This window comes from Aliiroseovarius marinus, from assembly GCF_050881025.1.
GTDB classification, from domain to species: Bacteria; Pseudomonadota; Alphaproteobacteria; order Rhodobacterales; family Rhodobacteraceae; genus Aliiroseovarius; species Aliiroseovarius marinus_A.
Window position 1 is genome coordinate 60,257 of sequence record NZ_JBNNXQ010000001.1, and the last position, 23,924, is coordinate 84,180.

Consider the following 23,924-nt stretch of genomic DNA (forward strand, 5'->3'; position numbering starts at 1 on the left):
GTCGCGCTCCCAAAGGGTCCTCCGGCCGCGTCAGCGACCGGGGCCTTTCCAGTCGATCTGGCAGATTTCCGCGGATTTGCCGTCGAAATCCCAAACGCGGCCAAAGGCGCGCACGCGGGCCTCATCGGCCTTGGCAACAGTGATGTCCGGACCCATCCAGTAGTTGGTGTTGGTGATCACCTGCTCGGCCCCGCCTTTACCCGGCACCGGGGTGACCGAACCGCGAATGGCTTTGCCCACGATCAGGCGGCGGGTGTTGCCTTCGGTCTCAAACGACACCGGCGCACGTTCAGCGCCAAGGAACTCGCTGACCAGCATCTTGAACAGGCCCGTGGTGCCCTTGGCCTGCCCGGTAAAGATGTGGCAGAGCGCTTCGAACGCCTCGTCCGAGGCGCGGTCATCAATGTAAGCCGCCGCTTTCCAGTTGCCGCGCGCCATGCGACCGGGAATTTCCAGCAAAAGCCCTACGTTCAAGCCCGCCAGGTCCACGTCGCCATACTGTCCGCTGTCAATGCGGATGCCCGCCCAGCCCATGCAGTAGCCCTCGGTCGGGGGATGATCCCCAAGGCTGACCACGCAGGGGCAGAAGACCGTGCAGTTACAGTTGAGGATCAGCTCCCCTTTGATGGTCCATTCGACCGTGCCAATTTGCGATCCGTCCATGTTATCCTCCCTGGACAAGCGCCACGACCCCGCCCGCGATCAGAACCCAGCCCAAGGGGCGGGTCAGATGGCGGCCCAGATCGGGCAGTTTTTCAAAAATCATGATGAGTGTGGCGAGCCCCATGAAAGCAAGGTTCATCACCCCGCCAACAAAGCCCAAAAGCATCAAGGCCCAACAACAGCCAAGGCAGATTGCGCCAAGCCGCAGGCCAAGGGCCACATCGTTCCAGCGTGTCTCGCGCCAATACTGCATGAAGAAGGCCATCGGCTGGCGACATTGGCTCAGGCAGCTGTCTTTCAGCGACGAAAACTGATACGCCCCTGCCCCGATCAGCAATCCGCCCGTCAGCCAGGGCGAGATGCTTTGCCCCAGCGGCGACAAAAGCCCTGCGCGGAAGAGCAGCAACTGACCAGCCGCAGCAAGGGCGGCAAAGCCCAGCCAGATCACCAGATAGCCTGCAACCAGTTCCAAAAACCCGCGCTGGGACCCCGCACCTGACGCGATCATGTCGTCATAGGTGGCAAATGTGGGCAAAGCGGTGGGCGCCATCATGGCCGCCGACATCACCGCCCACATGGCAAAAAGCCCAAGGAATCCGGCCTTGTCAGGCTCAACCACGCAAAGCGCGCGCCAGAACTCGGCACCATAGATGCGCGACAATTCCAACGCGTCAGACGGCAGCGCCATGGCGTAAAGAAGCACCCAGCCCACAAGGATAAGCCCAAAGAGCGCCAACCAATGTGGTGCTCCCATCGTTCTGATCCTTGACGCGACCGACATGTTGCCTCCATCTTGCGAGTCGGGATTCATAATGTCTGACAATTGCCCCTCCGGCAATCGAAATGTCAGACAATTAGAAAGTGACGCGGCGTGAAAACTGATTTGAACGAAAACGAAGACCTCTCGACTCAGATCGCAGAAGCCATTCGCGATGCCATTGTCGAAGGCAGCCTGATCGTGGATCAACGCCTGCCCTCCGAGGCCGAGCTTTGCGACAAGTTCGAAGTGGGCCGGTCCACCGTGCGCGAGGCGTTGAAACGTCTGGCGGCGCAAAACCTGATCCGCACCCAGCGCGGCGCGTCCGGTGGGGCCTTTGTGAACCGCATGTCCTTTGAAGAGGCCTATGACCAACAGATCACCACCTCGACCCTGCTGTTGTCGATGAACCGCGTGGGTTTTGAAACCGCCTGCGAAGCACGCTATGCGCTGGAACGCGCCTGCGCGCCCCTATCGGCCCAGCGCCGCACGCCGGATCAACTCGCAACGATGCGCGCCGAGATTCACCGCCAATCGCAACCCGGCCTGACGGACGAGGCTTTCTGCGCCTCAGACGTTGCCTTTCACCGGGCATTGGTCGATGGGGCGGGCAATCCGGTGCTGTCCTATCAATTGGCGGGTGCGGTCGAGGCGATGCAGCCATTGATGAACATGATCACCTACACGCAAAGGGATCGGGACCGGATCGTTGAACTGCACACAAGGCTGGCAGATGCGATCGAGGCACAGGACGAAAGCGCCGCCGTCGGTGTGCTGTCGGAACTTGATGCCTACACTGTCCTCTTGGCCAAAAACTTCATCTCAAGCACAGCCCGCAAACCCAAATAATCAAAACCGCCCCTGCGCGCGCCCTTTGAAACTTGACTTGCAACCGGTTTCAAGGTCCCCTGCCGCCGCAGGGAGGCGACTATGAAATTCGAGAAGCGAGACTACACACTCACGGTTTTGAACGGACAACGCCCGAAACCTGTAAAGTGGTGGGTGCCCGATATCGCACCAGAAAAGCTTGTTGCTCTTCGCACGGCAAACAACAGGCATGCTCTGATCGATTTTGGCCTCTGGTTTGTGCTGCTTGGCCTGACGGGATGGATGGCCTGGATCAGTCTTGGCAGCCCATGGGCCATTCCCATGTTCTTCATTTATGGCACGATATATGCGTCGTCCGATGCCCGCTGGCACGAACTTTCCCATGGCACCGTCTTTCGCACGAAATGGCTGAACGACAGCCTCTATCAACTGTGCAGTTTCATGACCCTGCGCGAGGCCTATCTGTGGCGTTATTCGCATACACGCCATCACACGCATACGATCGTCGTCGGCAGTGATCCAGAGATTCAGGTCGCCCGCCCGGCTGATCTTGTGCGCATCGCTCTCGATTTCTTTTTCATTCCGTCTGGCATAGGCGAGATACGGCGCATCACCAGCCACGCCTTTCGCGGGCTAAGCGCGCAAGAAGCACAGTTCGTTCCAGAACGCGCGAAGATGCGTCTGATCCGTAACAGCCGGATATATGTGTTGCTGTGGGTGTTGATCGTGCTGTGGTGTGTGATCGGCCAATCACTTCTGCCGCTGCTCTTCGTAATCGGACCTCGGTTTTACGGCGGCTGGCTTCATCAGCTTTTGGGGCTGACCCAGCATGCCGGGCTTGCGGAGAACGTCACAGATCATCGCGAAAACTGCCGCACGGTGATGATAAACCCCGTGTTTCGGTATCTCTATATGAATATGAACTATCATCTGGAGCATCACGCCTCGCCCACAGTGCCCTATCATACCCTGCCTAATTTTCACGCCTTAATTGCCGATCAGTGCCCACCCGCTTACCCCAGCCTCTGGGCAGCATATCGCGAGATCATGCCGGTCCTTTGGGCGCAAGCCACAAAAGACCCCGATATTCATGCCAGCCGCCCGGTGCCCAAAGCAGCAGTTCAAGCTTGAACCAGCCGGGCGCCGGACATATATGTTCTGTGTCTCGTCAGGGACTATGGACATAAACGCGCTCGTAATAAGCGGATCGGACCCGGGGGCGGTACCCGGCGCCTCCACCATAATGCACTCAGGGGCATCCTTCGTTTGGGGACCACCTTGATATTGTGGGGGCGAAATAGGATCGACGGACGTCTAAAGGGGTTAGCTTTGTTTCGGTGAGATACCACCGTTATCGGTTCACTTAAGCTAGTTGCAAACGACAACAAAGCTCCGGCAATGGCTCTGGCTGCGTAAGCAGTTCGGGTCGCCGAAACCTAAGTCCTTACGCCTAGCAGCGTTTGGCGGGGTTCGCAGGTACCTGGCAACAGAAACCTGCACCTTTCCACCAAAGCGTTTCGACTTATTGTTGCAGCGCAATCGTGAGGCGAAACGCGCGAAACCTACTGGTGTTGTGGCCGTTTCGAAATCAACTTGTGTCTCAAGTTAATCTCGAAACGCTTTAGTTTTGCACCTGTGTCCTGACCGCGCTCAGCCCGGCAAAAGCGTCGCACCCATTCTTAAATTGCAAACACCAAACTGTCTTTTAAGACAGGGCGCTATCGACGTTTGATTAACCACCGCGCTCTAGGCTGACCCCGAAGCCGCCCGCTGTGATACGCAAAACAGGAGCAAGACGTGACGAATTCAGACCTTCTGCGCCACTGGTATGACCGCATCTGGATTGACGAGGATCTGGATGCGATCGAACAGGTCTTTACCCCTGACAGTGCAACAATGATGCTTCTGGATTTTGCTCTCAGCCCCGAAGACATGCGCTCCATCGCCCTCGCCATTCTGGCACAAATACGCATCAGTCACGTGGATTTCCTGCGCGAAGTCGAAATGGGGGATTGGGTCTGGGTCGGCTACACGGTCAACGCCCACAGGCGTCGTGATGAGAAACCCATAACCTTCAGCGGGCAGGTCATGGCGCGGTTCTGCGACGGAAAAATTCTGGAAAGCTTCAATCAGGCTGACATGATCGGGCTTTTTGAACAACTGGAGCTGTTGCCGGAACACACTATGGAACTGTGCATGTCCGGCGAAGGGATCGAGCATTGACATCAAGCCCTGACAAAGGGGGCTGATCGGGGGGCTTGCCAAGCCCTGCCTTGCTGGGCACTACTCGGGCCGGACCCCTTTACCCGGACCCTGCCATGGCCCCCTTTGACACAGCTGACACCAAACCCGACCTGTCACAGATTCTGCGGGTCTTTACCCGGATCGGGCTGATGTCTTTTGGCGGACCAGCTGCGCAGATTGCGGTCATGCACAAAGAACTTGTCGAGGACCGGCCGTGGCTGTCAGAACAACAGTTTCTAAGCGCCCTGTCCTTTTGCATGCTCCTGCCCGGCCCCGAAGCGATGCAGCTGTGCACCTATGCGGGCTGGCGCCTGCGTGGGGTCACTGGCGGGCTGATTGCGGGGCTGTTGTTCATTCTGCCCGGCGCGGCGGTCATGATGGCGCTGGCCTGGGCCTATGCCAGCTGGGGCGATGTCCCGCTTGTGCACGCCATGTTTCTGGGCATCAAGGCAACGGTTGTGGTGATTGTGGTGCAAGCCCTTATCCGGCTGGGACAGAAAACCCTGAAACACCGGGTACATTGGCTGATTTCCCTGACCGCCTTTCTGGCGCTTTACCTGTTTGGCGCACCGTTCCCTCTGGTCATTGCCAGTGCCGCACTTATTGGTGCGATTTTCCTGCGCGGCGCATCTGACCCACCCGCGCCAATTCAGAAGACACCCCACCGCCAATCCATGCTGCAGCCGGTGCTCTGGCTGGCGCTTTGGCTGGCCCCGGTCGCCCTGGCCATGGGGCTGGGCGCCACAACACTTGCGGATATCGGGCTGTTCTTTTCAAAACTTGCCGTGGTCAGCTTCGGGGGCGCCTATGCGGTGCTGGCCTATATGGCGCAAGCCACGGTCGAGACCCATGGCTGGGTGACCCCCGGCCAAATGCTCGACGGGCTTGGGCTGGCCGAAACCACCCCCGGCCCGCTGATCCTGGTCACCCAGTTCATCGGCTTCATGACCGGATACAATATCGCAGGCACCGGGCTGGCCATCGCAGCGGCCCTGATGACGCTTTGGACCACCTTCGTGCCCTGTTTTCTGTGGATATTCACCGCAGCCCCCCATGTGGACTGGCTGACCACCCGTCCGCGCCTGTCCGCCGCCCTGTCGGGGATCACAGCCGCCGTTGTGGGCGTGATTGCCAATCTGTCGCTGTGGTTTGCGCTGCATGTGTTCTTTCATGACACCACAACACTGGCGCCGCTCTCTGCCACTGTTCCCGTGCCCACATCCCTTGACCTGAAAGCCCTTGCCCTGACCGGGTTGGCGGCCATGTTCCTGACCCGGATCAGCCTGCCCCTGACACTTCTGTGCATGGCAATTGCAGGCGGCGGGCTGTCGATCGCATTTGGGTAACAGTTCACTCTTTTCTTCGCGCAGCTTTCCCCTATTCTGGACCTACCAACGCAGGAGACCCGGCATGTCCGACACGATCGACTATGGCAATCTGATGCATGACGCCATGCGCTCTTTGATCCGCAAGGTTCTGGACCGGGTGGCGCAAGACGGCCTGCCGGGCGATCACCACTTTTTCATCAATTTCGACACCCATCACGAGGATGTGGAAATCGCTGACTGGATGCATGACCGGTTTCCCGAAGACATGACCATTGTGCTGCAACATTGGTTTGATGCGCTTGAGGTGCGCGAAGATGGCTTTACGGTCACGTTGAATTTTGGCGACAGCCCCGAGCCGCTTTATATTCCATTTGACGCGATCAACACCTTTGTCGATCCCTCGGTCGAATTTGGCCTGCGCTTTGAAATGCAAGAGGAACATCACCCCGACCTGCATCTTGCGGGCAAAGAGGATGAAAAGCTTGCCGAGGAAGACCAACCGGTTGAAGACCCGGAACGCGACGCAACCGCCGCCGATGCGCCGATGCAGGTAGACGCCAAAGAGCCGCATCAGGATGCCGAGATCGTCAGCCTGGACAGCTTCCGCAAATAGCCCGACGGGCAAGACCAGCCCGCCTGTGGCCCGTCTGTAACCCATCTGTGCGCTGTCTGTGGGCCGACTGCAGCAGTTCAATCACCCTATTCATTCGATCGTCAGCACCGTTAGCGGTATCCAACGGTATACAGGATTGAACTTTGCGCCCGATCCGCTATGAAGAACCCGGTTTTTCATACAAAGGCGCCTGACATGACACAGACCCGCACCGAATCCGACAGCTTTGGCCCCCTTGAGGTTCCCGCCGACAAGTATTGGGGCGCGCAGACGCAGCGCTCGCTGATGAACTTCCCCATTGGCTGGGAAAAACAGCCCGTCGCCATCGTGCGCGCGCTGGGTGTGATCAAGCAGGCCTGTGCCGAAGCCAACAAGGCCGCCGGTGACATGGACCCCAAGATCGCCGATGCCGTCATTCAGGCAGCCTCCGAAGTGGTCGCCGGCAAGTTCGACGACAACTTCCCGCTGGTTGTCTGGCAGACCGGGTCGGGCACCCAGTCGAACATGAACTCGAACGAAGTGATCGCCAACCGCGCAATTGAAATCATGGGCGGCGTGATCGGGTCGAAAGACCCCGTGCACCCCAATGATCACTGCAACATGGGCCAGTCGTCCAACGACACTTTCCCCACCGCCATGCATATCGCAACCGCCATGTCGGTGCGTGACGTGCTGCTGCCCGGTCTTGAAAAGCTGCTGGCAGGCCTTGAAGCCAAGGAAGAAGAGTTCAAGGACATCATCAAGATCGGCCGCACCCATACGCAGGACGCCACCCCGCTCACGCTGGGTCAGGAGTTCTCGGGCTATGCCCACATGATCCGTCAGGGCATCGAACGCGTGAAGCTGGCCCTGCCCGGCATTTACGAGCTGGCACAGGGCGGCACCGCCGTGGGCACCGGGCTCAACACCAAAAAAGGTTGGGGCGAAACCGTTGCGGCCAATATGGCGCGCATCACCGGCCTGCCCTTCGTGACCGCACCGAACAAATTCGAAGCCCTGTCCGCCCATGACGCCATGGTCTTCATGTCGGGCGCTTTGGCCACGGTCGCAGGCAGCTGCTACAAAATCGCCAATGACATCCGCTTTCTGGGCTCCGGCCCGCGCTCGGGTCTGGGCGAGCTGATCCTGCCGGAAAACGAGCCGGGATCGTCGATCATGCCGGGCAAGGTGAATCCAACGCAAGCCGAGGCACTGACGCAAGTGGCCGCCCACGTCATGGGCAACAACGCCGCGATGACCTTTGCAGGCTCGCAGGGTCACTTTGAACTGAACGTCTATAACCCGATGATGAGCTACAACCTGCTGCAGTCGATCCAGCTTTTGGGTGATGCGACCGACAGCTTCACCGAACGTATGCTCAATGGCATTCAGGCCAACGAGCCGCGCATCGACAAGCTGATGAAAGAAAGCCTGATGCTGGTCACAGCACTTGCCCCCACCATCGGTTATGACAACGCGACCAAAGTGGCCAAGACCGCCCACAAGAACGGCACCACGCTGAAGGAAGAAGCCATCGCGCTTGGTTTCGTGGACGAGAAGACCTTTGACGAGGTCGTCCGCCCCGAGCAGATGATCGGTCCTAAAGGCTGATGAAAAAGCCGGTCAACCTGAACCGGTTTCGCAAAGAAAAAGCGCGGGCTGCCAACAAGGCCCGCGCTGACGAAAATGCTGTGAAGTATGGGCGCAGCAAGGCGCAGAAGCGCGCCGAAACCTCGGACAAAACCCGCGCCCGCGCGGTGCTCGACGCCCACAAGCTGGACCCGAAATCATGAGCCGGCCCGAAAAACACTCGCTGACCCTGCATGGCCATCGCACATCCGTGTCGCTGGAGCCGGAGTTCTGGCAGGCCTTTCGTGACATCGCCAAGGCACGTGGCTTGCCGCTGAATGCGCTGGCCGCCGAGGTTGACCGGGCGCGCGGCGTGGAACGCGGGCTGGCCTCGGCGATCCGGGTCTATATTCTGAATTTCTACCGCGCGCGCTGACCGGTTCACGCCGTCAGGGCGGCTCGAATACGCGCCGTCTGGCGATGAGCGCGGATTTCCTGTTCGCTCAAACGTACGGGATCGCCCTTACGGCGCAGCACATCCGAAAACAGAAACTCGATCTCGTCTCGGGACACCGTCTCAGCCGGGGTTTCTTGCGTGACGTGAATACCAACAAGCCGCCATGCAGGGATGGCCACGCGATAGGCCATCGAACGGCGCGGTTTGCGGGTTTTGGCTTCAGTCTTGTTAAAACCGATCATGTCATCCTCCCCCAAGGATATGGGTCACAAAGGCGCGCCTTGGACATGGGCAGTCATGTCTTGCGGCCTGAACCAAAGATAGGGATCGCAGAGGTGTTGGATAAGACAAAACAAGGGGGGAAAAGCGGCAAGATGCTCACCGCAACCCGCTATCACCTTGATAAATAACCACGTTATATGTTGTCGCGAGGCGTTAGCCGCAACCAAATCCCATCTGCACCACGCACGGTCAGATGGGCCACAGGCATGGCGGGGCGGTCTTTCACCGGTTCAACCCGATAGGCGCGCAGGATCATCGACAGGATCAACGGCCCCTCGATCATCGCAAAGCCCGAACCGGGACATACCCTTTGGCCAGAGGAAAACGGCATATAGGCTGACCGCAGACAGGACTTGCCATTTTCCGTCTGGAACCGGCCCGGATCAAACGCGTCCGGGCGATCCCACAGCCGTTCATGACGATGCAAATGCCATGGGCTGAGCACAATCTGGCTGCCTTTGGGCACGTCGCGGTCACGGAAATGTTCAGGGCACGCGGCCTCGCGCACCATCATTGGAACGGGCGGGTAAAGGCGCATCGCCTCGCGGAACACATCACGCGACAGGCGCAGCTTGGACATGGTCGAGAAGTATATTTTCTCGGCATCAATATGTTCTTGCGCCTCTTCGGCCACGCGGTCCTGCCAATCGGGGTATAGCGCCAGCAGGTAAAGCGCCCAAGCCAGGGCCGAGGCGCTGGTTTCATGGCCTGCCAGAAAGAAGATAGCCACCTGATCCACCATTTCTTCGGTGTCAAAGACGGCCCCCGTTTCCGGGTCCGGCGTGGTCATGATCTTGGTGGCCAGATCGTCGGGCGCGCGGCCTTCGCGGATCTCCTCCATACGCGCGGCGGTCAGTTGGGTGATCAGCGCCCGGATGACCCGCGCGGTGCGTTTCGTGCCCCGGCTGTGAAAGCGGGGAAACCACTTGGGCAGCGGCAAAAACGCCCCCAGATTGAGCACGGGCTGGGTGCGCTGGTGTTCTTTGAATTCTTCAAACACCTGCCCCGCGACCTCGTGTTCGATCGGGATCGAGAAAAGGGTGCGAAAGATCACGTCAGCGGCGGCGTGGCTGGCGTGGCCTTCAATCTCGACGGGTTGACCATCAGCATGATCCGCCAGCCGGTCCACCAGCGCCACGGCCGCATCCCACATGGCGGGGAAGGTTTCGCGCAGGCGACCGCCCTCAAACGCCGGGTCGATGATCCGGCGCTGACGCTTCCATGTCTCGCCATTGGCGATGAAGACCGAATTTCCCAAAAGCGGCGCGAGCCCCTCGCGGATACGGTCCGATTTCGGAAAATCATCGGGCCGCCCCTTCAGCACAAGATCGACGAGCTTGGGGTCGTTGCACATGTAGCTGCGGAAGAACGGGGTGCGAAACTCGGCCATCCAGGCGCGGTAAAGCCGCGCGGGCTGGGCCGACAGGATGTCCTTGCGAAAAAGCTTCGCATAGCGCCAAAGCGACACGCGCCCCGGTCGTGCCGGTGGTTTTGGAGGAAGCACGTCTGTCATGGCGCCATTGATGTGTATTTCGACACGGCAACGTCAATGCGACTTTTCGACGGGGCACGCCCGTCATAGCGTTCGCGCAATGTGATCGGCCCGGCCGTGATACGGAAATAGTCGTAATCCTTGGGGCGATCAAAGGCGCAAAGATACTGAAAATGCAGGCGGAAAAAGCGCCAGCGCAGCTCGGCCCAACGTTCCGGGCTGAGGGTTTGGGTGAAGGCGGCCGAAAAGACCAGAGGCCAGCGTTTGCCCGTGACCGGAGCAACACCGGACACGCTGACCGGGTCACACAGCGCAAAGGCACAGCCATCCCCCGGCGCGGTCACATCCACCCATGCAATGCGATCTTGTTGGCTGAGGTCGTGCAAATCCCGGCGCAATCGATGCGCATCAGGCAGGAAACTGACCATCGGCACCACCTGTCCCAATGTCAGGAAATTCAGCGCGGGCCGCGTATCAGGCAGGCGCCCTGCCCTGAGCAGATCGGCCAGGATCGACACGCCCAGATGCGCGCCAGAGCTGTGACCCACCACCAGAACCTCGTCCACATCGCTTGTCAGAGCCTCGGCAATCTGGTCGGCAAATTCGGCCATGCGCGCCTCCAGCTCGGGCGGGTTCGCCCCCTTGGTCGAGGCCGAATAGCTGTAATCATGCATCAGGTAGTAGACAAACAGTTTGTTGTCGATCTTGCGAAACCACAAAAGCAACGTCACCACAGTGGCCAAGCCGATGCCCCATGCACAAAGCAGCCCCAACAGGGGCGACATCTGGCCCACCAGCCAACCGGTCAACCCGCCCAGAATGCGCCCCAGCAAGAGCGCCAGCCCCAGTTGCAGGATCAGCATGCCCACGGGGTACAGGGCGGCGATCACCGGCCCTTTGCGCAGTCGCATGAGCCGCCTAAGCGCCCCCGACCCAATATAGGTCCACGCCGTGCGCGCCATCATCAGATAGGTCTGGGCGATGTTTTGTTCCATGCTATCGCGCACGATGTCCGACCAGACCAGCACGTCGAACTCGGCCTCGGTCTCGCGCCCATCCATGCGCCCCGTGACCTGCCAGCCATAGCTGCCCGTACCCTGACGGCCAATGAGCTCGACCTCATAGCCCGACACCTCTGCCTGTGCGCGCCCTTCCTTGCGGTAAAGCTCGCGGTAGCGACGGGGGTGAATGGGGTCGTAGCCGGGGATGTAGAACACCCGTCGGCGGTTTACGGTCTGGATTACTTTGGCGCTGTCACTCATCTGCACGTGCCCTGGTTCGCCCCGACCCTAGACGGGTTATCGGGCAGAATTAAGACCCAAGAGGCAAAAAGGCGCGATTATCCAAGGGTGGCCATGGCCGGAAACATCTCAAGCAGCCAATAGGAGAAGCGCGAAAACCCGCCTGTCAGCATCAAAAGGCCAATGGTCCAGAGCAAAAGGCCCATGATCCGCTCGATCCGCTCCATGTTGCGCTTCATGAAAGCCATCAGACCGCCCATGCGCGGGAAGAAGGCCGCCACCAGCAGGAAGGGAATGCCCAATCCGATGGCATAGACGGCCAGCAAAAATGTGCCCCGCGCCACCGAGCTTTCGCCCGCCGCAAGCGCCAAAATGGCCCCCAGTTGCGGCCCGATGCAGGGTGTCCAGCCAAACGCAAACGCCAGCCCCAGAAGATAGGCGCCAAAGGCACTTCCACCCTGATCGCCTGCGTCCAAACGGGCCTCGCGATTGAGGAAAGGGATCGAGATCACGCCCAGAAAATGCGCCCCGAACACCATCACCACCACACCGGCCAGCGAGGCGAAAAGTGTTTGATTTTGCAGAAATAATGCCCCGAAGGCCGAGGCTGCGAAGCCCAGGAACAGAAAGACCGTCGACAGGCCCAACACAAAGAACATCGCCGCAAGGAACACCTTGCCTGCGCCTTTGCGTCCCTCGGTCATCTCGCCCATGCTGACGCCGGACATATAGGCCAGATAAGGCGGCACAATGGGCAAGACGCAGGGGCTGAGAAAGCTCAGGATGCCCGCGACGAAGGCGATGGTCATGGCGGGCACAAGGCTCGCGTCGATGAGGTCAATTCCAAACATACCCCCACATAGCGCGCCTTTTGCCCGCCGTCACCTGCCGCTTTGTCACATCTGCGCGACAGACCGCGCCGTCACGCAGGATGGACAGAGCGGGCCCGAGCGCCTATGGGAGATTATGGACTATGATGACGATCTGGACGCGATTGGGCTTCTATGCCCCCTGCCTGTGCTGAAAGCCCGCAAGCGGCTGAAATCCCTTGAGAAAGGGCAAGTGCTGCGGCTGCAGGCCACGGACCCGGCCGCGCTGATTGATGTGCCGCATTTCTGCGCCGAACAAGGCCATGACTATGTCGGGGCGTCAGACACGGATGCACCAGACGGCGTGACCTATTACTTTATCCGACACGGATGATCGGGCGATCCACAAGCTGATCCAGAACGAAAAAAGCCGGGCAGTTGCCCGGCTTTCTATTTCTTTTCAACAAGATCAGCGGTTCAGAGACCACCAACCCTTGCGCTTGGGCTTGGGCGGTTCATCAGCCTTCACCTCGGGCTCGGGCGCTGGCGCCGCCGGGGCTTCGACAGCCATCGCAGGTTCTGCGAGTTTTTCCGGTTCGGCTTTGGGCGCATCCGCTTCGGCTGCCACAGCATCCGCCTTCGGCGCGGCTTTCTTGCGCGGCGCACGCTTGCGCGCAGGCTTTTTCGGAGCTTCCTCATCGGGTTTCGTTTCGGCTTCAGCCTCAGTCGCACCTGCGTCAGCTTCAGTGGCGACTGCCTCTTCAGCTTTCGGCTTTTTGGCGCGGCTTGCCCGCTTGCGCTTGGGCTTTTCTTCCTTCGCCTCGGCTTCCGCTTCTGCCGGGGCCTCTTCTGTCGCCTCGGCCGCTTTCGCCTCTTCCTCGGCCTTTGCCTTCGAAGTCCGGCGCTTGCGCGCAGGTTTCTTGGGCTTTTCTTCCTCGGCAGGTGCTTCGGCCTCTACAGCCTCGGTCGCAACGGCGTCAGCGCCTTCGGCATCCGAAGCCGCCTCGTCAGTCTTCTTCTTACGCGAGCGGGTGGCGCGTTTACGCTTGGGCTTTTCTTCCTCGGCAGGCTTTTCTTCAGCCTCAGCCTCGGCGTCATCTGTGGCGGCCTCTGTCGCAGCTGCGTCTGCAGCCTCCGCGTCCGAGCCTTCGCCCTGCTCTGCCCCATCGACCTGATCATCCCCACCGCGACCGCGACGACGACGACGGCGACGACGGCGCTTTTTGGGCTTCTCTTCGCCGTTTTCACCGTTCTCAACAGCATCAGGCGCCTCTTCCGAGATCACCTCGGCCTCTTCGACATCGTCGATATCGGCCATGATGGCCGCATCTGCCGAAACAACCGGCGCCACAGCTTCGGGCACGGTGCGGGTGGCGGTCTTGAACTTTTCGATCGTGTAATCGGGCGAGATCAGGAAGGGATCGGCCTCGATGCGCACGGCCATACCATAGCGCGCTTCGATCTGCGCGATATGTTCACGCTTGTTGTTCATCAGGAAGTTCACGATCCCGATCGGCGCCTTCACCAACACCTCGCGCGAGCGGCGACGCACGCCCTCTTCTTCCAGCTGACGCAGGATATTGAGCGCAAGGTTATCATCCGAGCGGATCAGACCGGTGCCGTGACAATGGTTGCAGGGCTGGGTCGTGGCCTCGATCATGCCGGGGCGCAGACGCTGACGCGACATTTCCATCAGACCAAAGCCCGAGATCCGGCCCACCTGAATGCGCGCCCGGTCGGTCTTGAGCTTGTCTTTCATCCGCTTTTCAACGGCCGTGTTGTTGCGACGCTCGTCCATGTCGATGAAGTCGATCACGATCAGACCCGCAAGGTCGCGCAGACGCAGCTGGCGCGCCACTTCTTCGGCGGCCTCAAGGTTGGTCTTCAGCGCCGTTTCTTCGATCGAGCCTTCTTTCGTGGCCCGGCCAGAGTTCACGTCGATGGCCACCAGCGCCTCGGTCACGCCGATCACGATATAGCCACCGGATTTCAGCTGAACGGTCGGGTTAAACATGCCCGACAGGTAGCTTTCGACCTGATAGCGCGCGAAAAGCGGCATCTGGTCCTGATAGAGTTTCACGTTCTTGGCATGGGACGGCATGATCATTTTCATGAAATCCTTGGCCATGCGGTAGCCGGCCTCGCCTTCGACAAACACCTCGTCGATCTCGCGGCTATAAAGGTCGCGGATCGACCGTTTGATCAGGTTGCCTTCTTCATAAATCTTCGCAGGCGCGGTCGATTCCAGCGTGACCGAGCGAATTTGCTCCCACAGGCGCTGCAGATATTCATAATCGCGCTTGATCTCGGATTTGGTGCGTTTGGCACCAGCCGTGCGCACGATCAGACCCGCGCCCTGCGGCACGTCGATCTCGGAGGCGATTTCCTTCAGTTTCTTGCGGTCAGAGGCATTGGTGATCTTGCGGCTGATCCCGCCACCGCGCGCGGTGTTGGGCATAAGCACGCAGTAACGACCCGCCAGTGACAGATAGGTGGTGAGCGCAGCGCCTTTGTTGCCGCGTTCCTCTTTCACAACTTGCACCAGAAGAATCTGGCGGACCTTGATCACTTCCTGGATTTTATACCGCTTGGGGCGCGGCTTGCGGCGCGGGCGGATCTCTTCCGAGCTGTCATCATCCGCGACACGCTCGATCTGGTCATCTTTTTCCGAGGCTTCCAGCGGCGCATCTTCATCATCGCCATCGCTGTCATCATCCCCGTCCGCATCATCATTGCGGGCTTCGGCATCAGGTTTCGGCGCGTCCTCGGTGGTCTCATCACCCGTTGCATCGGCACTGGCATCTTGCGCGGGCACCTCATCGGCGGGAGCGGCAGCCGCATCATCGGCAGGCTCTTCCACCGGCGTATCAGCCACCAGATCCATCGGCGAATGCCCCTCTTCAGGGGTCGATCCCGCGTCGTCCAGATCAATCACATCCATGCCCGAGCTTGCGGCATCGACCTCTTTGGTCGCCACCGCATCATCGGACTTGGTTTCTTCTGCCTTGGCTTTCGACCGCGACCGACGACGGCGGCGCGTCTTTGGCTTGTCTTCCTCGGCGGCCATGGCTTCTGCATAGGCGCGCTCTTCTTCCAAGAGCGCCTCGCGGTCAGCCACCGGGATCTGATAGTAATCCGGGTGAATTTCGGAAAACGCGAGGAACCCGTGACGGTTCCCGCCATAATCCACGAAAGCCGCCTGCAGCGATGGTTCGACGCGGGTTACTTTTGCCAGGTAAATATTGCCAGCCAGCTGGCGTTTGTTCTCGGATTCAAAATCAAATTCTTCGACTTTGTTTCCGTCGACCACCACAACCCGAGTTTCCTCGGCATGGGTGGCGTCGATCAGCATCTTCTTTGCCATTGTAACTTTCTGCACCCGGATCGGCCGTGTCACGCCCCGGGGGACGCGCGCGGTGATAGGGGTGGCTTGTCAGGGCGAGGCGATGCGGGGGATGGGGCAACACGTCAAGGGGCATGCGCCCCACTATGTTCCCTTGCTCGATCCTCACACGCATCATCGCGTTTCTTCTCCGGTCCTGCTGATCCGGCCCAGCGCCACCATAAAGTGATCACCAAACCGGGCGGACCCATTCATTGCCCTGCCTGATTTCGTCAGACATGGGCGCATTTTCAGACCACCAAGCGCATCTTGCGCGTCTGGTTGTCGTCAATTTCCGGCCTCGGCAGCCATCCCGTCTGGCGGGTGCGTCCCGAAGCGCTCTCGGCCTGTTGCGGTCGGGCATGCGGCAATCTGGCCTGCATCCGGGTGCGCAACAGCGAAACTCGTGCGGCGGGGCTGCGATGTCGCAATCCGCCGTCCTTCGAACATAAGGTCGGTAAGGCACAAATTACAATGGGCAAAATGCGCGGGATGCGAGAAGTTTGCCCCCGCGCCATCGGCGAGCCTAAAGCGTTTCGAGATTAAGCCCAATCACAACTTGATTTCGAAACGCCCACAACGAGGGTAGGTTCCGCGCGTTTCGTCTCATTGTTGCGCCTCAACAACAAGTCGAAACGCTTTAGTAAAGCCCGCCCGAAGACAGCGATCCGAAATCCGCCTTGCCGGGCACCACCACCGTCTTGCCGGTCGAGGTCTTGACCTTTGCCGCCCCTTCATCCGCGTCGCCGCGACCGAACATAGGCAGGTTCGCACCCATGGCAAAACCACCGTCAAACATCACGCCAAACAGCGGCTCTTCCCCGTCACGGAAATACTCGGCCACCACGTGATCGCCACTGGCACTGTCAGACAGGCGCGCACCGGTGAAGCGGTCGATCTTGATGAAATGCCCGCCGGGCGGCACTTTGAACGCCCCGCCGCCATATTCCTTGATCGCCTCTTTCATGAAGCGCTGGAACACCGGGCCACACATGCCCCCACCCGAGGCGCCGGGCATGGTGCGCGGGCGGTCATAGCCGATATAGCAGCCCGCAACGATATTTGAGGTGAAGCCGACGAACCATACATCGCGCGCGTCGTTGGTTGTGCCGGTCTTGCCCGCAGTCGGCACCGGCAGGTTCACCGTCTTGCGTGCCGTCCCGCGTTGCACAACGCCGCGCATCATCGAGGTCAGCTGATAGGCCGTGATCGCATCCATCACCCGTTCGCGATCAGACACAATACGCGGCGCACGCCCGGCATCAATCAACGCATCCCCGCAATCGGCGCAATCGCGGCGATCGTGACGATAGATGGTTTTGCCCCAACGATCCTGCACCCGGTCGACCAGCGTGGGTTCGACCCGCTCGCCGCCATTGGCGAACATCGCATAGGCCGCCACCATCTTGAACAGCGTCGTTTCCTCGGATCCCAGCGAGTTGGCAAGGAACGGGTTCATCCGGTCATAGACACCAAACCGCTCGGCGTAACCAGCCACGGTTTCCATCCCGATCTCCTGCGCCAGACGCACGGTCATCAGGTTTCGGGATTGCTCGATCCCGGTGCGCAGAGGTGTCGGCCCATAAAAGCGGTTCGAGGCGTTCTTGGGCCGCCACAGCTTGCCGCCGGACCGCACCTCGATCGGGGCGTCGATCACGATGGTTGCCGGCGAAAACCCACTGTCCAGCGCGGCAGCATAGACAAAGGGCTTGAAGCTGGAACCGGGCTGGCGCGCGGCCTGCGTGGCGCGGTTATAAACGGAATGCTGATAGCTGAACCCGCCCTGCATCGCCAGAACGCGGCCGGTGTTCACGTCCATCGCCATGAACCCGCCCTGCACTTCGGGCACCTGCCGCAAGGTCCAGCGGATAAAGCTGCCGTCATCGTCGGACACCATGCGGCGCACATGCACGACCTCGCCAACCTTCAACAGGTCTCCGGCCACGCGGGCCTTGCGACCAAGGCTGCCGTCTTCATTGCGGCGACGTGCCCATGTGACATCCTTGGCGGGAATCCAATGGCCGTCATCGTCATCCTCGACCCCCTCGATGCCGATGCGGGCGTCTTTGCCGCCCACTTCCAGAACCACCGCGGGGAACCAGCCGTCAATATCGCGCGGGAACGTGGTCTCCAGCAAGGCTTCACGCCATGCGGCCTCGTCGCCCAGCACCGCGTCAGGCAGGCTGACCCCGGTGGGCCGCCAGACACCACGACCACGGTCATAGCGTTCCAGCTCGCGGCGCAGGCTTTTGGCGGCCTCGCCCTGCAGCTTGGGGTCGACAGTTGCGCGCACGGTCATGCCGCCAGTGAAAAACTCCTCTTCACCGAAATCGCGGCTCAGCTGGCGGCGGATTTCATCGGTGAAATAGTTGCGCGGCGGCAGCGCGCGGCGGAAGCCTTCGAAATCCCCGTTCTGGACCGAACGAAGGGGCAGCGCCACCTCGGCCTCATAGACCGCCTGATCCAGATAGCCGTTTTGGTTCATTTCACGCAGCACATAGTTGCGACGCCCCAGCGCCACCTCTTTGTTGCGTACCGGGTGCAGGCGCGCGGGCTTCTTGGGCAAGGTCGCCAGATAGGCCGCCTCGTGCGGGGCCAGTTCATCCAGCGTTTTATTGAAATAGGTCTGGGCGGCGGCGGCAACCCCGTAAGAGTTCTGGCCCAGGAAAATCTCGTTCAGATACAGCGCCAGAATTTCGTCCTTGGACAATGTGCTTTCCAAACGCACCGACAGGATCAACTCCTTGATCTTGCGTTCCGCCGAGCGTTCCGAGGACAGAAGGAAGTTTTTCACCACCTGCTGGGGAATGGTCGAGGCGCCGCGCAGCGCGCCGCCGCGGGCTGCTTCCACCGCCGCGGCGGCGATGCCGCGCGGGTCAAAACCGGCATGGGTGTAGAAGTTCTTATCCTCGGCCGAGATGAACGCGTGCTTCACCAGCTCGGGAATCTCATCGGCTGGCGTGAACAAACGACGCTCGCGGGCGAACTCATCCATCAGCTTGCCTTCACCGGAATAGACCCGACTGATCGTGGCAGGCGTGTAGTTCGCCAGCTGCTCGTGGCTGGGCAAGTCCCTGGAATACATCCAGAAAACGCCACCGATAACCAGCGCGGCCATGATGATGGTCAGCGTAATGCCGGTAAAGACGGCACCAAAAATGCCCAAGATGAATCTGATCACGCGCAAGGCCCCCGAGGAAATCTTCCCCCTCCTATAAAGGCACGCAAGGGCCGGGTCAAAACCCCCAAGGGGGGAAAATCGGCCAATTCACGCCCGTTTGCAGTCTGCCCATACGCCGTGCACGAGGCGCGTGGCACCATGATACGGAAAAGGTGGCCCTATTCAGGTTCGTTGGACCTTCTAATCTCGATTTGAATACATGGAGGAAAGTGTGATGCGTTGGGTGGTCATTTTCAAAGACAAACCCGAGATGAACGAGATACGCGCGAACAAAGCCAAGCGTGACGCGCATGTGTCTTATGTCAGGGCTCATCCCGAGCTTCTAATCGGTGGTGGCCTGAAACCGGGGCCTGATGACGCCTTTTGCGGCGCATTGTGGGTTGTCGAAGCACCGGCACGGATCGAAGTCGAAAGATTGATCGAGAATGATCCGTTTTATGTACCTCATCTCAGAAGTTATCAGATCTACACATGGGGTAAAATTTTGGAAGATCAGACAGCAACCCTGTAACGGCTTTGTGCGCCCGGCCGTCCCCCAGTTTTGGATGCCCGATTGCAACTGGCCCGACCCCGTCCTATGTCTTGAGCCAGACAACAACCGGAGGTCCGATGTTCACAACCCTTCCCTTCCCCGCCTGTCCTGTCTTTGATGCCAATGCGCAATCCGGTGACATGCCGCTTGAAGGCTTGCCAGAATGGGATCTCAGCGATCTTTACGCATCCGAAGATGCGCCGGAACTGGCGCGTGATCTGAAGTGGCTGGAACAGGCCTGCGCCGATTTCGCCTCGGACTATCAGGGCAAACTCGCCGGGCTGGGCGCGGATGGCATGTTGGACTGCGTCACGGCCTATGAAAAGATCGACCTGATCGGCGGGCGCATCATGTCCTTTGCGGGCCTGCGGTATTACCAGCAGACCACCGATGCCGACCGCGCGCAGTTCTTCCAGAACTGTCAGGAACAAATCACCGTCTTCACGGCACCTTTGGTGTTCTTTTCGCTGGAAGTGAACCGGATTGACGACGATGTGCTGACCGGCTGGTTTGCAGAAAACGCCGATCTTGCGCGCTATCAGCCCATCTTTGACCGCCTGCGCGCCATGCGCCCGCATCAGCTGTCCGATGAGCTGGAGCAGTTCCTGCACGACAAATCCTCAGTGGGCGCCTCGGCCTGGAACACGCTTTTTGATGAAACCGTCGCGGGGTTGATGTTCACCGTGAATGGCGAGGAACGCGGGCTGGAAGCCACCGCCAACCTGCTGACCGAAAAAGACCGCGCCACCCGCGAGGCCGCCGCACGCGAAATCGCCCGCGTGTTGGGCGAGAACGTCAAGATTTTCTCGCGTGTTCACAACACCTTGGCCAAGGAAAAGTCGATCGAGGACCAGTGGCGCAACATGCCAAGTCCGCAGGCCGGGCGGCATTTGTCCAACCACGTAGAACCCGAGGTGGTCGAGGCGCTCAGAAACGCCGTGGTCGACGCCTATCCGCGCCTGTCTCACCGCTACTACGAGCTGAAGCGCAAATGGCTGGGGCTGGATCGCATGCAGGTCTGGGACCGCAACGCGCCGCTTCCGATGGAGGATGACGCGCTGGTCAGCTGGCCTGAGGCCGAAAAGATCGTCATGGACGCTTATGCCGATTTCGACCCGCGCATGGCCGAGATCGCCGCGCCCTTCTTTTCAAAAGGCTGGATTGATGCGGGCGTAAAGCCGGGCAAAGCGCCCGGTGCCTTTGCCCATCCGACCGTGACCGACGTGCACCCTTACGTGATGCTGAACTATCTGGGAAAACCCCGTGATGTCATGACCTTGGCCCATGAATTGGGTCACGGTGTGCATCAGGTTCTGGCCGCGAAACAGGGTGAGATGCTGTCCTCCACCCCGCTGACACTGGCCGAAACGGCGTCGGTGTTCGGCGAAATGCTGACCTTCCGCAAACTTCTGTCCGAGGCGAAGACGCCTGCGGAAAAGAAGGTCATGCTGGCGGGCAAGGTCGAGGACATGATCAACACGGTTGTGCGCCAGATCGCCTTTTATGACTTCGAATGCAAATTGCACGAAGCCCGCGCCGAGGGCGAGCTGACGCCCGATGACATCAACGCGCTTTGGATGTCCGTACAAGCCGAAAGCCTGGGCGAAGCCTTTGATTTCATGGAAGGATATGAAACCTTCTGGTCCTACATCCCGCATTTCGTGCATTCGCCCTTCTACGTCTACGCCTATGCTTTTGGCGACGGCCTGGTGAACGCGCTCTACGCCGTCTACGAAGAAGGCGACGCGGACTTCCAGCAGAAGTATTTCGACATGCTGGAAGCGGGCGGATCAAAGCACCACAAAGAGCTTCTGGCCCCGTTTGGACTGGATGCCTCGGACCCCAATTTCTGGGCCAAGGGTCTGTCGATGATCGAAGGCTTCATTGATGAGCTGGAGGCGATGGAGTGAGGCTGAACTGCGCCTTCCCTTGAAACGAAAAACCCGCGCCCAAAAGCGCGGGTTTCTTTTTTGCCTTGGTGCAGAGATCACTGCTTAGGGAAATAGTCCTCGCAATCGCCATCACGATACACATCCGCCGTGCAGCAATGCAGGCCGCCGCCGAACGCATAGGCGTCGCGCAGTTCGACTTCGACCACTTCCATGCCCAGCTTGTCCATCTGCTCGGCCTGATAAACCTCGGATTTCTCGACACAGACGGTTTTCGGGTCCAGCACCAATACGTTCATCGAGAGCCACGTCGAGGAATAGCACAGCGGCGGCGGGGTGTTGTGGGCCGGTTGGGCGGCGTCCACGATCTCCCAGCCGTTCTTTTCAAACAATCCGCGCTGTTCTTCGGGCAAGCGCCGCTGCGGGTTGTTCACGATCAGGCCCGGGCGCAGGGGTGTGAAGGTCGCATCAATGTGGATCGGATAGGGATCGCCGGGGAAGTTCACCGTATGCACGCGGTGATCGGGGAAGTGACGGCGCAGCCACTCGATACCCTTCAGGTTCGTGGTAAACCCGTGCTGCACCACCAGATCCTTGCCAAAGCGCAGCACATCGGCGGCGTCGAACAGCGGCTCTTCTTCGGTGGTGACAAAGAATTTCTCGGCCGCCCATTCCAGACGTTTCTCGACCCCGATCTTCTCGGACAGGTAATCCGGGTGGTAATCCGCATCCGTCAGGCGCGGCTTGGGGGCGGCCTCGTGGCGGAAGTTCGGGTCCTCTTCCCAATATTCCTTCAGAAGCGGGCGATAGTTCAGATATTCAAACCAGCGACAGCGATAGGACATGGTGGCTTCCAGCATCTCGTGACCGACGGTCAAGAGCACGTCACGCGGCGGCATACAGCCGAACTGGCTGTCCGTATGGAAATCCGGCGTGGTCACGGGCTGCGAATGGTCAATGGACACGGGGCGGTCCACACGAATGCCACGCTTGCGCAGCTGGTCTGCGAAGTTGTCCAACAGCTCGTTGGCGCGGTCGATGGTTTCCTGCGGACGCCGCCCCCACTGGCCGCGCATGTCGCTGTCTTCGGGCACTTTCGCATCCAGCGCGGGTTCCTCGGGCGGGATGTGGCAATCATCGGCACGGCCAACGATCACATGGCGCAGTGTGTCCCATTCGTTCCAGCTTTTGACTTCAGTTTTGTCGGGTGACCAGGCCATGGGTGCCTCCTGTCTGAGGGAGGCAAAGGCGGGGCCTTCAATCTCCCGATTGAAAGTCCCGGCGTACAGGATCGTGGAAAGGGAACCGGGGTCTTGCCCCGCGGCGACGCCATCGCCGTGTCCTGTAGGGCTTCTAGCACTCACGAAAGTGGCAGAAAAGAGGGTTTCGCCGCTATTTCAACTGTCTGCCCCCGGACCCGCGCCGACTGCAATCTGGCATATAGATAGAGGGGCGCCATAAGCGCCCCTTCTCAGGTCTTCACATCCTTGCTGGATCAGTTGGGAACGACTTCCCCCGTCGGCCGCGGCGTTGCCGCCGTTTCCGCTGGCAAAACAGGATAGGTCACGGTTGGCAATGCGCCGGTCAGGCTGTCCAGAAAGGCCACCAATTGATCAGCGGTTTCGCCATCGATCTCTTCACCCAACTGGCTTTCGGCCATGATCTCGACCGCCACTTTCAGATCCCAGACCTTGCCCGAGTGGAAATAGGGCGCCGTCAACGCGATATTGCGCAAGGGTGAGGCGCGGAAGACATATTCGTCATCGACCGTTTCGGTCACCGCGAAACGCCCCTTGTCCCCTTCCGGCAGGACATCTGCACCGGGCTTTTCAATCAGGCCAAACGGATAGTAGCCATGCCCCCCGACATTCACGCCCGAATGGCAGGACGCGCATCCCAGATCGATGAACTTTTCAAGCCCGGCCAGTTGAAGCTCTGACATGGCCTGATCGTCGCCGTTCAACCACGCATCAAACGGAGCGGGCGTGATCAAAGTCGCCTCGAACGCCTCAATCGCTTTGGCGAAATTGTCAAAGGTCACCGGATCGGCTTCGCCTTCAAAGGCTGCTTTAAACCAATCCACATATTGCGGCATCGAGGTGAGCGTGGCGATCACATTGTCCGGCGTGTTGGCCATTTCGACGCCCGCCTGAACGGGTCCCTTGGCTTGCTCGGCCAAATCTGCGGCCCGCCCGTCCCAGAACTGCGCCTCGTTAAACACCGAGTTCAGCGCTGTGGGGGCGTTGCGTGGCCCCTTCTGCCAGCCATGCCCAATCGAAGTTTCAAGGTTGTCATCGCCACCCGTGGCCAGATTATGGCAAGAATTGCAGGAAAAAACGCCCGATGCGGACATGCGCGGATCAAAAAACAGCGCTTTGCCCAGTTCGATCTTGGCATCCGTAATCGGGTTGTCCTTTACCGCAGGCACTGTGGACGGCAGGGGTTTGAAGGTCTCCAAAGCCAGGTTCCGCAGGTCATTGGCGCTGGCCATCGTTGCAACAGACATCAAAAGCCCAGTTGCAAGTGTGATTTTCACAAACATCTTTCAGTTCTCCAAAAGCTCGCGCCAGTGCAGGTTAGAAAGATGGGCCATGCCAACTTTGATTTAGATCAATTCTAAATTAGAATTATTCTAAACTCGTTAAGGGCGTGGGCCAAAAACCGCGCAGTGATTTGCG

At 59.7% G+C, this 23,924-nt stretch carries 21 protein-coding genes and 1 other RNA gene; 12 read left to right on the plus strand and 10 right to left on the minus strand.

The window, feature by feature from the left end; translation table 11 throughout:
* Positions 1–30: 30 nt before the first annotated feature.
* Both ACRY08_RS00215 and ACRY08_RS00220 read right to left on the minus strand, forming a co-directional pair.
* Positions 31–663, minus strand: coding sequence for a DUF1326 domain-containing protein (locus ACRY08_RS00215; RefSeq protein WP_432447798.1), 633 nt, complete (start codon positions 661–663; stop codon positions 31–33).
* 1 nt (position 664) lies between these two features.
* Entirely contained in the window at positions 665–1,417 is a 753-nt protein-coding gene (locus tag ACRY08_RS00220) for a DUF2182 domain-containing protein (protein WP_432447799.1), read from the minus strand.
* Between the two features lie 117 nt (positions 1,418–1,534).
* On the opposite strand from ACRY08_RS00220, the gene ACRY08_RS00225 reads away from it, so the two are divergent.
* From ACRY08_RS00225 to ACRY08_RS00265, 9 genes are all read left to right on the plus strand, one after another.
* A complete protein-coding gene (locus tag ACRY08_RS00225) occupies positions 1,535–2,269 on the plus strand; it encodes a FadR/GntR family transcriptional regulator (RefSeq protein WP_432447800.1) in 735 nt (244 codons plus the stop codon).
* 81 nt (positions 2,270–2,350) lie between these two features.
* Positions 2,351–3,379, plus strand: a complete 1,029-nt coding sequence (locus ACRY08_RS00230) for a fatty acid desaturase (RefSeq protein WP_432447801.1) — start codon at positions 2,351–2,353, stop codon at positions 3,377–3,379.
* Positions 3,372–3,749: a transfer-messenger RNA gene (gene ssrA, locus ACRY08_RS00235) on the plus strand. The genes ACRY08_RS00230 and ssrA overlap by 8 nt, the downstream gene beginning before the upstream one ends.
* A 296-nt stretch (positions 3,750–4,045) precedes the next feature.
* Positions 4,046–4,471 carry a nuclear transport factor 2 family protein gene (locus ACRY08_RS00240; RefSeq protein WP_432447802.1) on the plus strand — a complete coding sequence of 142 codons (426 nt, stop codon included), beginning with the start codon at positions 4,046–4,048 and terminating at the stop codon, positions 4,469–4,471.
* A 95-nt stretch (positions 4,472–4,566) separates the two neighbouring features.
* A complete protein-coding gene (gene chrA, locus ACRY08_RS00245; RefSeq protein ID WP_432447803.1) occupies positions 4,567–5,838 on the plus strand; it encodes a chromate efflux transporter in 1,272 nt (423 codons plus the stop codon).
* A gap of 64 nt (positions 5,839–5,902) precedes the next feature.
* Complete coding sequence (locus ACRY08_RS00250; RefSeq protein ID WP_432447805.1) at positions 5,903–6,433, plus strand: SspB family protein; 531 nt, start codon at positions 5,903–5,905, stop codon at positions 6,431–6,433.
* A gap of 195 nt (positions 6,434–6,628) precedes the next feature.
* Complete coding sequence (fumC, locus tag ACRY08_RS00255) at positions 6,629–8,023, plus strand: class II fumarate hydratase (RefSeq protein WP_432447806.1); 1,395 nt, start codon at positions 6,629–6,631, stop codon at positions 8,021–8,023.
* Positions 8,023–8,205: a DUF4169 family protein gene (locus ACRY08_RS00260; protein WP_432447807.1), complete on the plus strand. Its 183-nt coding sequence runs from the start codon at positions 8,023–8,025 to the stop codon at positions 8,203–8,205. The genes fumC and ACRY08_RS00260 overlap by 1 nt, the downstream gene beginning before the upstream one ends.
* Entirely contained in the window at positions 8,199–8,417 is a 219-nt protein-coding gene (locus ACRY08_RS00265; protein WP_432448823.1) for a ribbon-helix-helix domain-containing protein, read from the plus strand. Before ACRY08_RS00260 ends, ACRY08_RS00265 begins: the two co-directional genes overlap by 7 nt.
* A gap of 5 nt (positions 8,418–8,422) precedes the next feature.
* Here the strand turns inward: ACRY08_RS00265 and ACRY08_RS00270 are convergent, their stop codons facing one another.
* The 4 genes from ACRY08_RS00270 to ACRY08_RS00285 all read right to left on the minus strand — a co-directional run bounded on the left by ACRY08_RS00270 (position 8,423) and on the right by ACRY08_RS00285 (position 12,304).
* Positions 8,423–8,680, minus strand: a complete 258-nt coding sequence (locus ACRY08_RS00270; protein ID WP_432447808.1) for a hypothetical protein — start codon at positions 8,678–8,680, stop codon at positions 8,423–8,425.
* A 173-nt stretch (positions 8,681–8,853) separates the two neighbouring features.
* Complete coding sequence (locus ACRY08_RS00275) at positions 8,854–10,233, minus strand: cytochrome P450 (protein ID WP_432447809.1); 1,380 nt, start codon at positions 10,231–10,233, stop codon at positions 8,854–8,856.
* Entirely contained in the window at positions 10,230–11,474 is a 1,245-nt protein-coding gene (locus ACRY08_RS00280) for a hypothetical protein (RefSeq protein ID WP_432447810.1), read from the minus strand. Before ACRY08_RS00280 ends, ACRY08_RS00275 begins: the two co-directional genes overlap by 4 nt.
* A 77-nt stretch (positions 11,475–11,551) precedes the next feature.
* Complete coding sequence (locus ACRY08_RS00285; RefSeq protein WP_432447811.1) at positions 11,552–12,304, minus strand: cytochrome c biogenesis CcdA family protein; 753 nt, start codon at positions 12,302–12,304, stop codon at positions 11,552–11,554.
* Between the two features lie 115 nt (positions 12,305–12,419).
* Here ACRY08_RS00285 and ACRY08_RS00290 point away from each other — a divergent pair, with 115 nt between their 5' ends.
* A complete protein-coding gene (locus ACRY08_RS00290; RefSeq protein WP_432447812.1) occupies positions 12,420–12,656 on the plus strand; it encodes a sulfurtransferase TusA family protein in 237 nt (78 codons plus the stop codon).
* Positions 12,657–12,731: 75 nt separating this feature from the next.
* Here ACRY08_RS00290 and ACRY08_RS00295 read toward each other — a convergent pair whose 3' ends face one another.
* Together ACRY08_RS00295 and ACRY08_RS00300 are read right to left on the minus strand one after the other, a co-directional pair.
* Positions 12,732–15,626: an Rne/Rng family ribonuclease gene (locus tag ACRY08_RS00295; RefSeq protein WP_432447813.1), complete on the minus strand. Its 2,895-nt coding sequence runs from the start codon at positions 15,624–15,626 to the stop codon at positions 12,732–12,734.
* Between the two features lie 658 nt (positions 15,627–16,284).
* Positions 16,285–18,825 carry a penicillin-binding protein 1A gene (locus tag ACRY08_RS00300; protein WP_432447814.1) on the minus strand — a complete coding sequence of 847 codons (2,541 nt, stop codon included), beginning with the start codon at positions 18,823–18,825 and terminating at the stop codon, positions 16,285–16,287.
* A 214-nt stretch (positions 18,826–19,039) separates the two neighbouring features.
* Here ACRY08_RS00300 and ACRY08_RS00305 point away from each other — a divergent pair, with 214 nt between their 5' ends.
* Together ACRY08_RS00305 and ACRY08_RS00310 are read left to right on the plus strand one after the other, a co-directional pair.
* Positions 19,040–19,336 carry a YciI family protein gene (locus ACRY08_RS00305; protein WP_432447815.1) on the plus strand — a complete coding sequence of 99 codons (297 nt, stop codon included), beginning with the start codon at positions 19,040–19,042 and terminating at the stop codon, positions 19,334–19,336.
* 98 nt (positions 19,337–19,434) lie between these two features.
* Positions 19,435–21,267 carry a M3 family oligoendopeptidase gene (locus ACRY08_RS00310; RefSeq protein WP_432447816.1) on the plus strand — a complete coding sequence of 611 codons (1,833 nt, stop codon included), beginning with the start codon at positions 19,435–19,437 and terminating at the stop codon, positions 21,265–21,267.
* Between the two features lie 77 nt (positions 21,268–21,344).
* Here the strand turns inward: ACRY08_RS00310 and ACRY08_RS00315 are convergent, their stop codons facing one another.
* Positions 21,345–22,466, minus strand: a complete 1,122-nt coding sequence (locus ACRY08_RS00315; RefSeq protein WP_432447817.1) for a serine/threonine protein kinase — start codon at positions 22,464–22,466, stop codon at positions 21,345–21,347.
* Between the two features lie 275 nt (positions 22,467–22,741).
* Positions 22,742–23,752, minus strand: coding sequence for a cytochrome-c peroxidase (locus ACRY08_RS00320; protein WP_432447818.1), 1,011 nt, complete (start codon positions 23,750–23,752; stop codon positions 22,742–22,744).
* Positions 23,753–23,924: the final 172 nt, after the last annotated feature.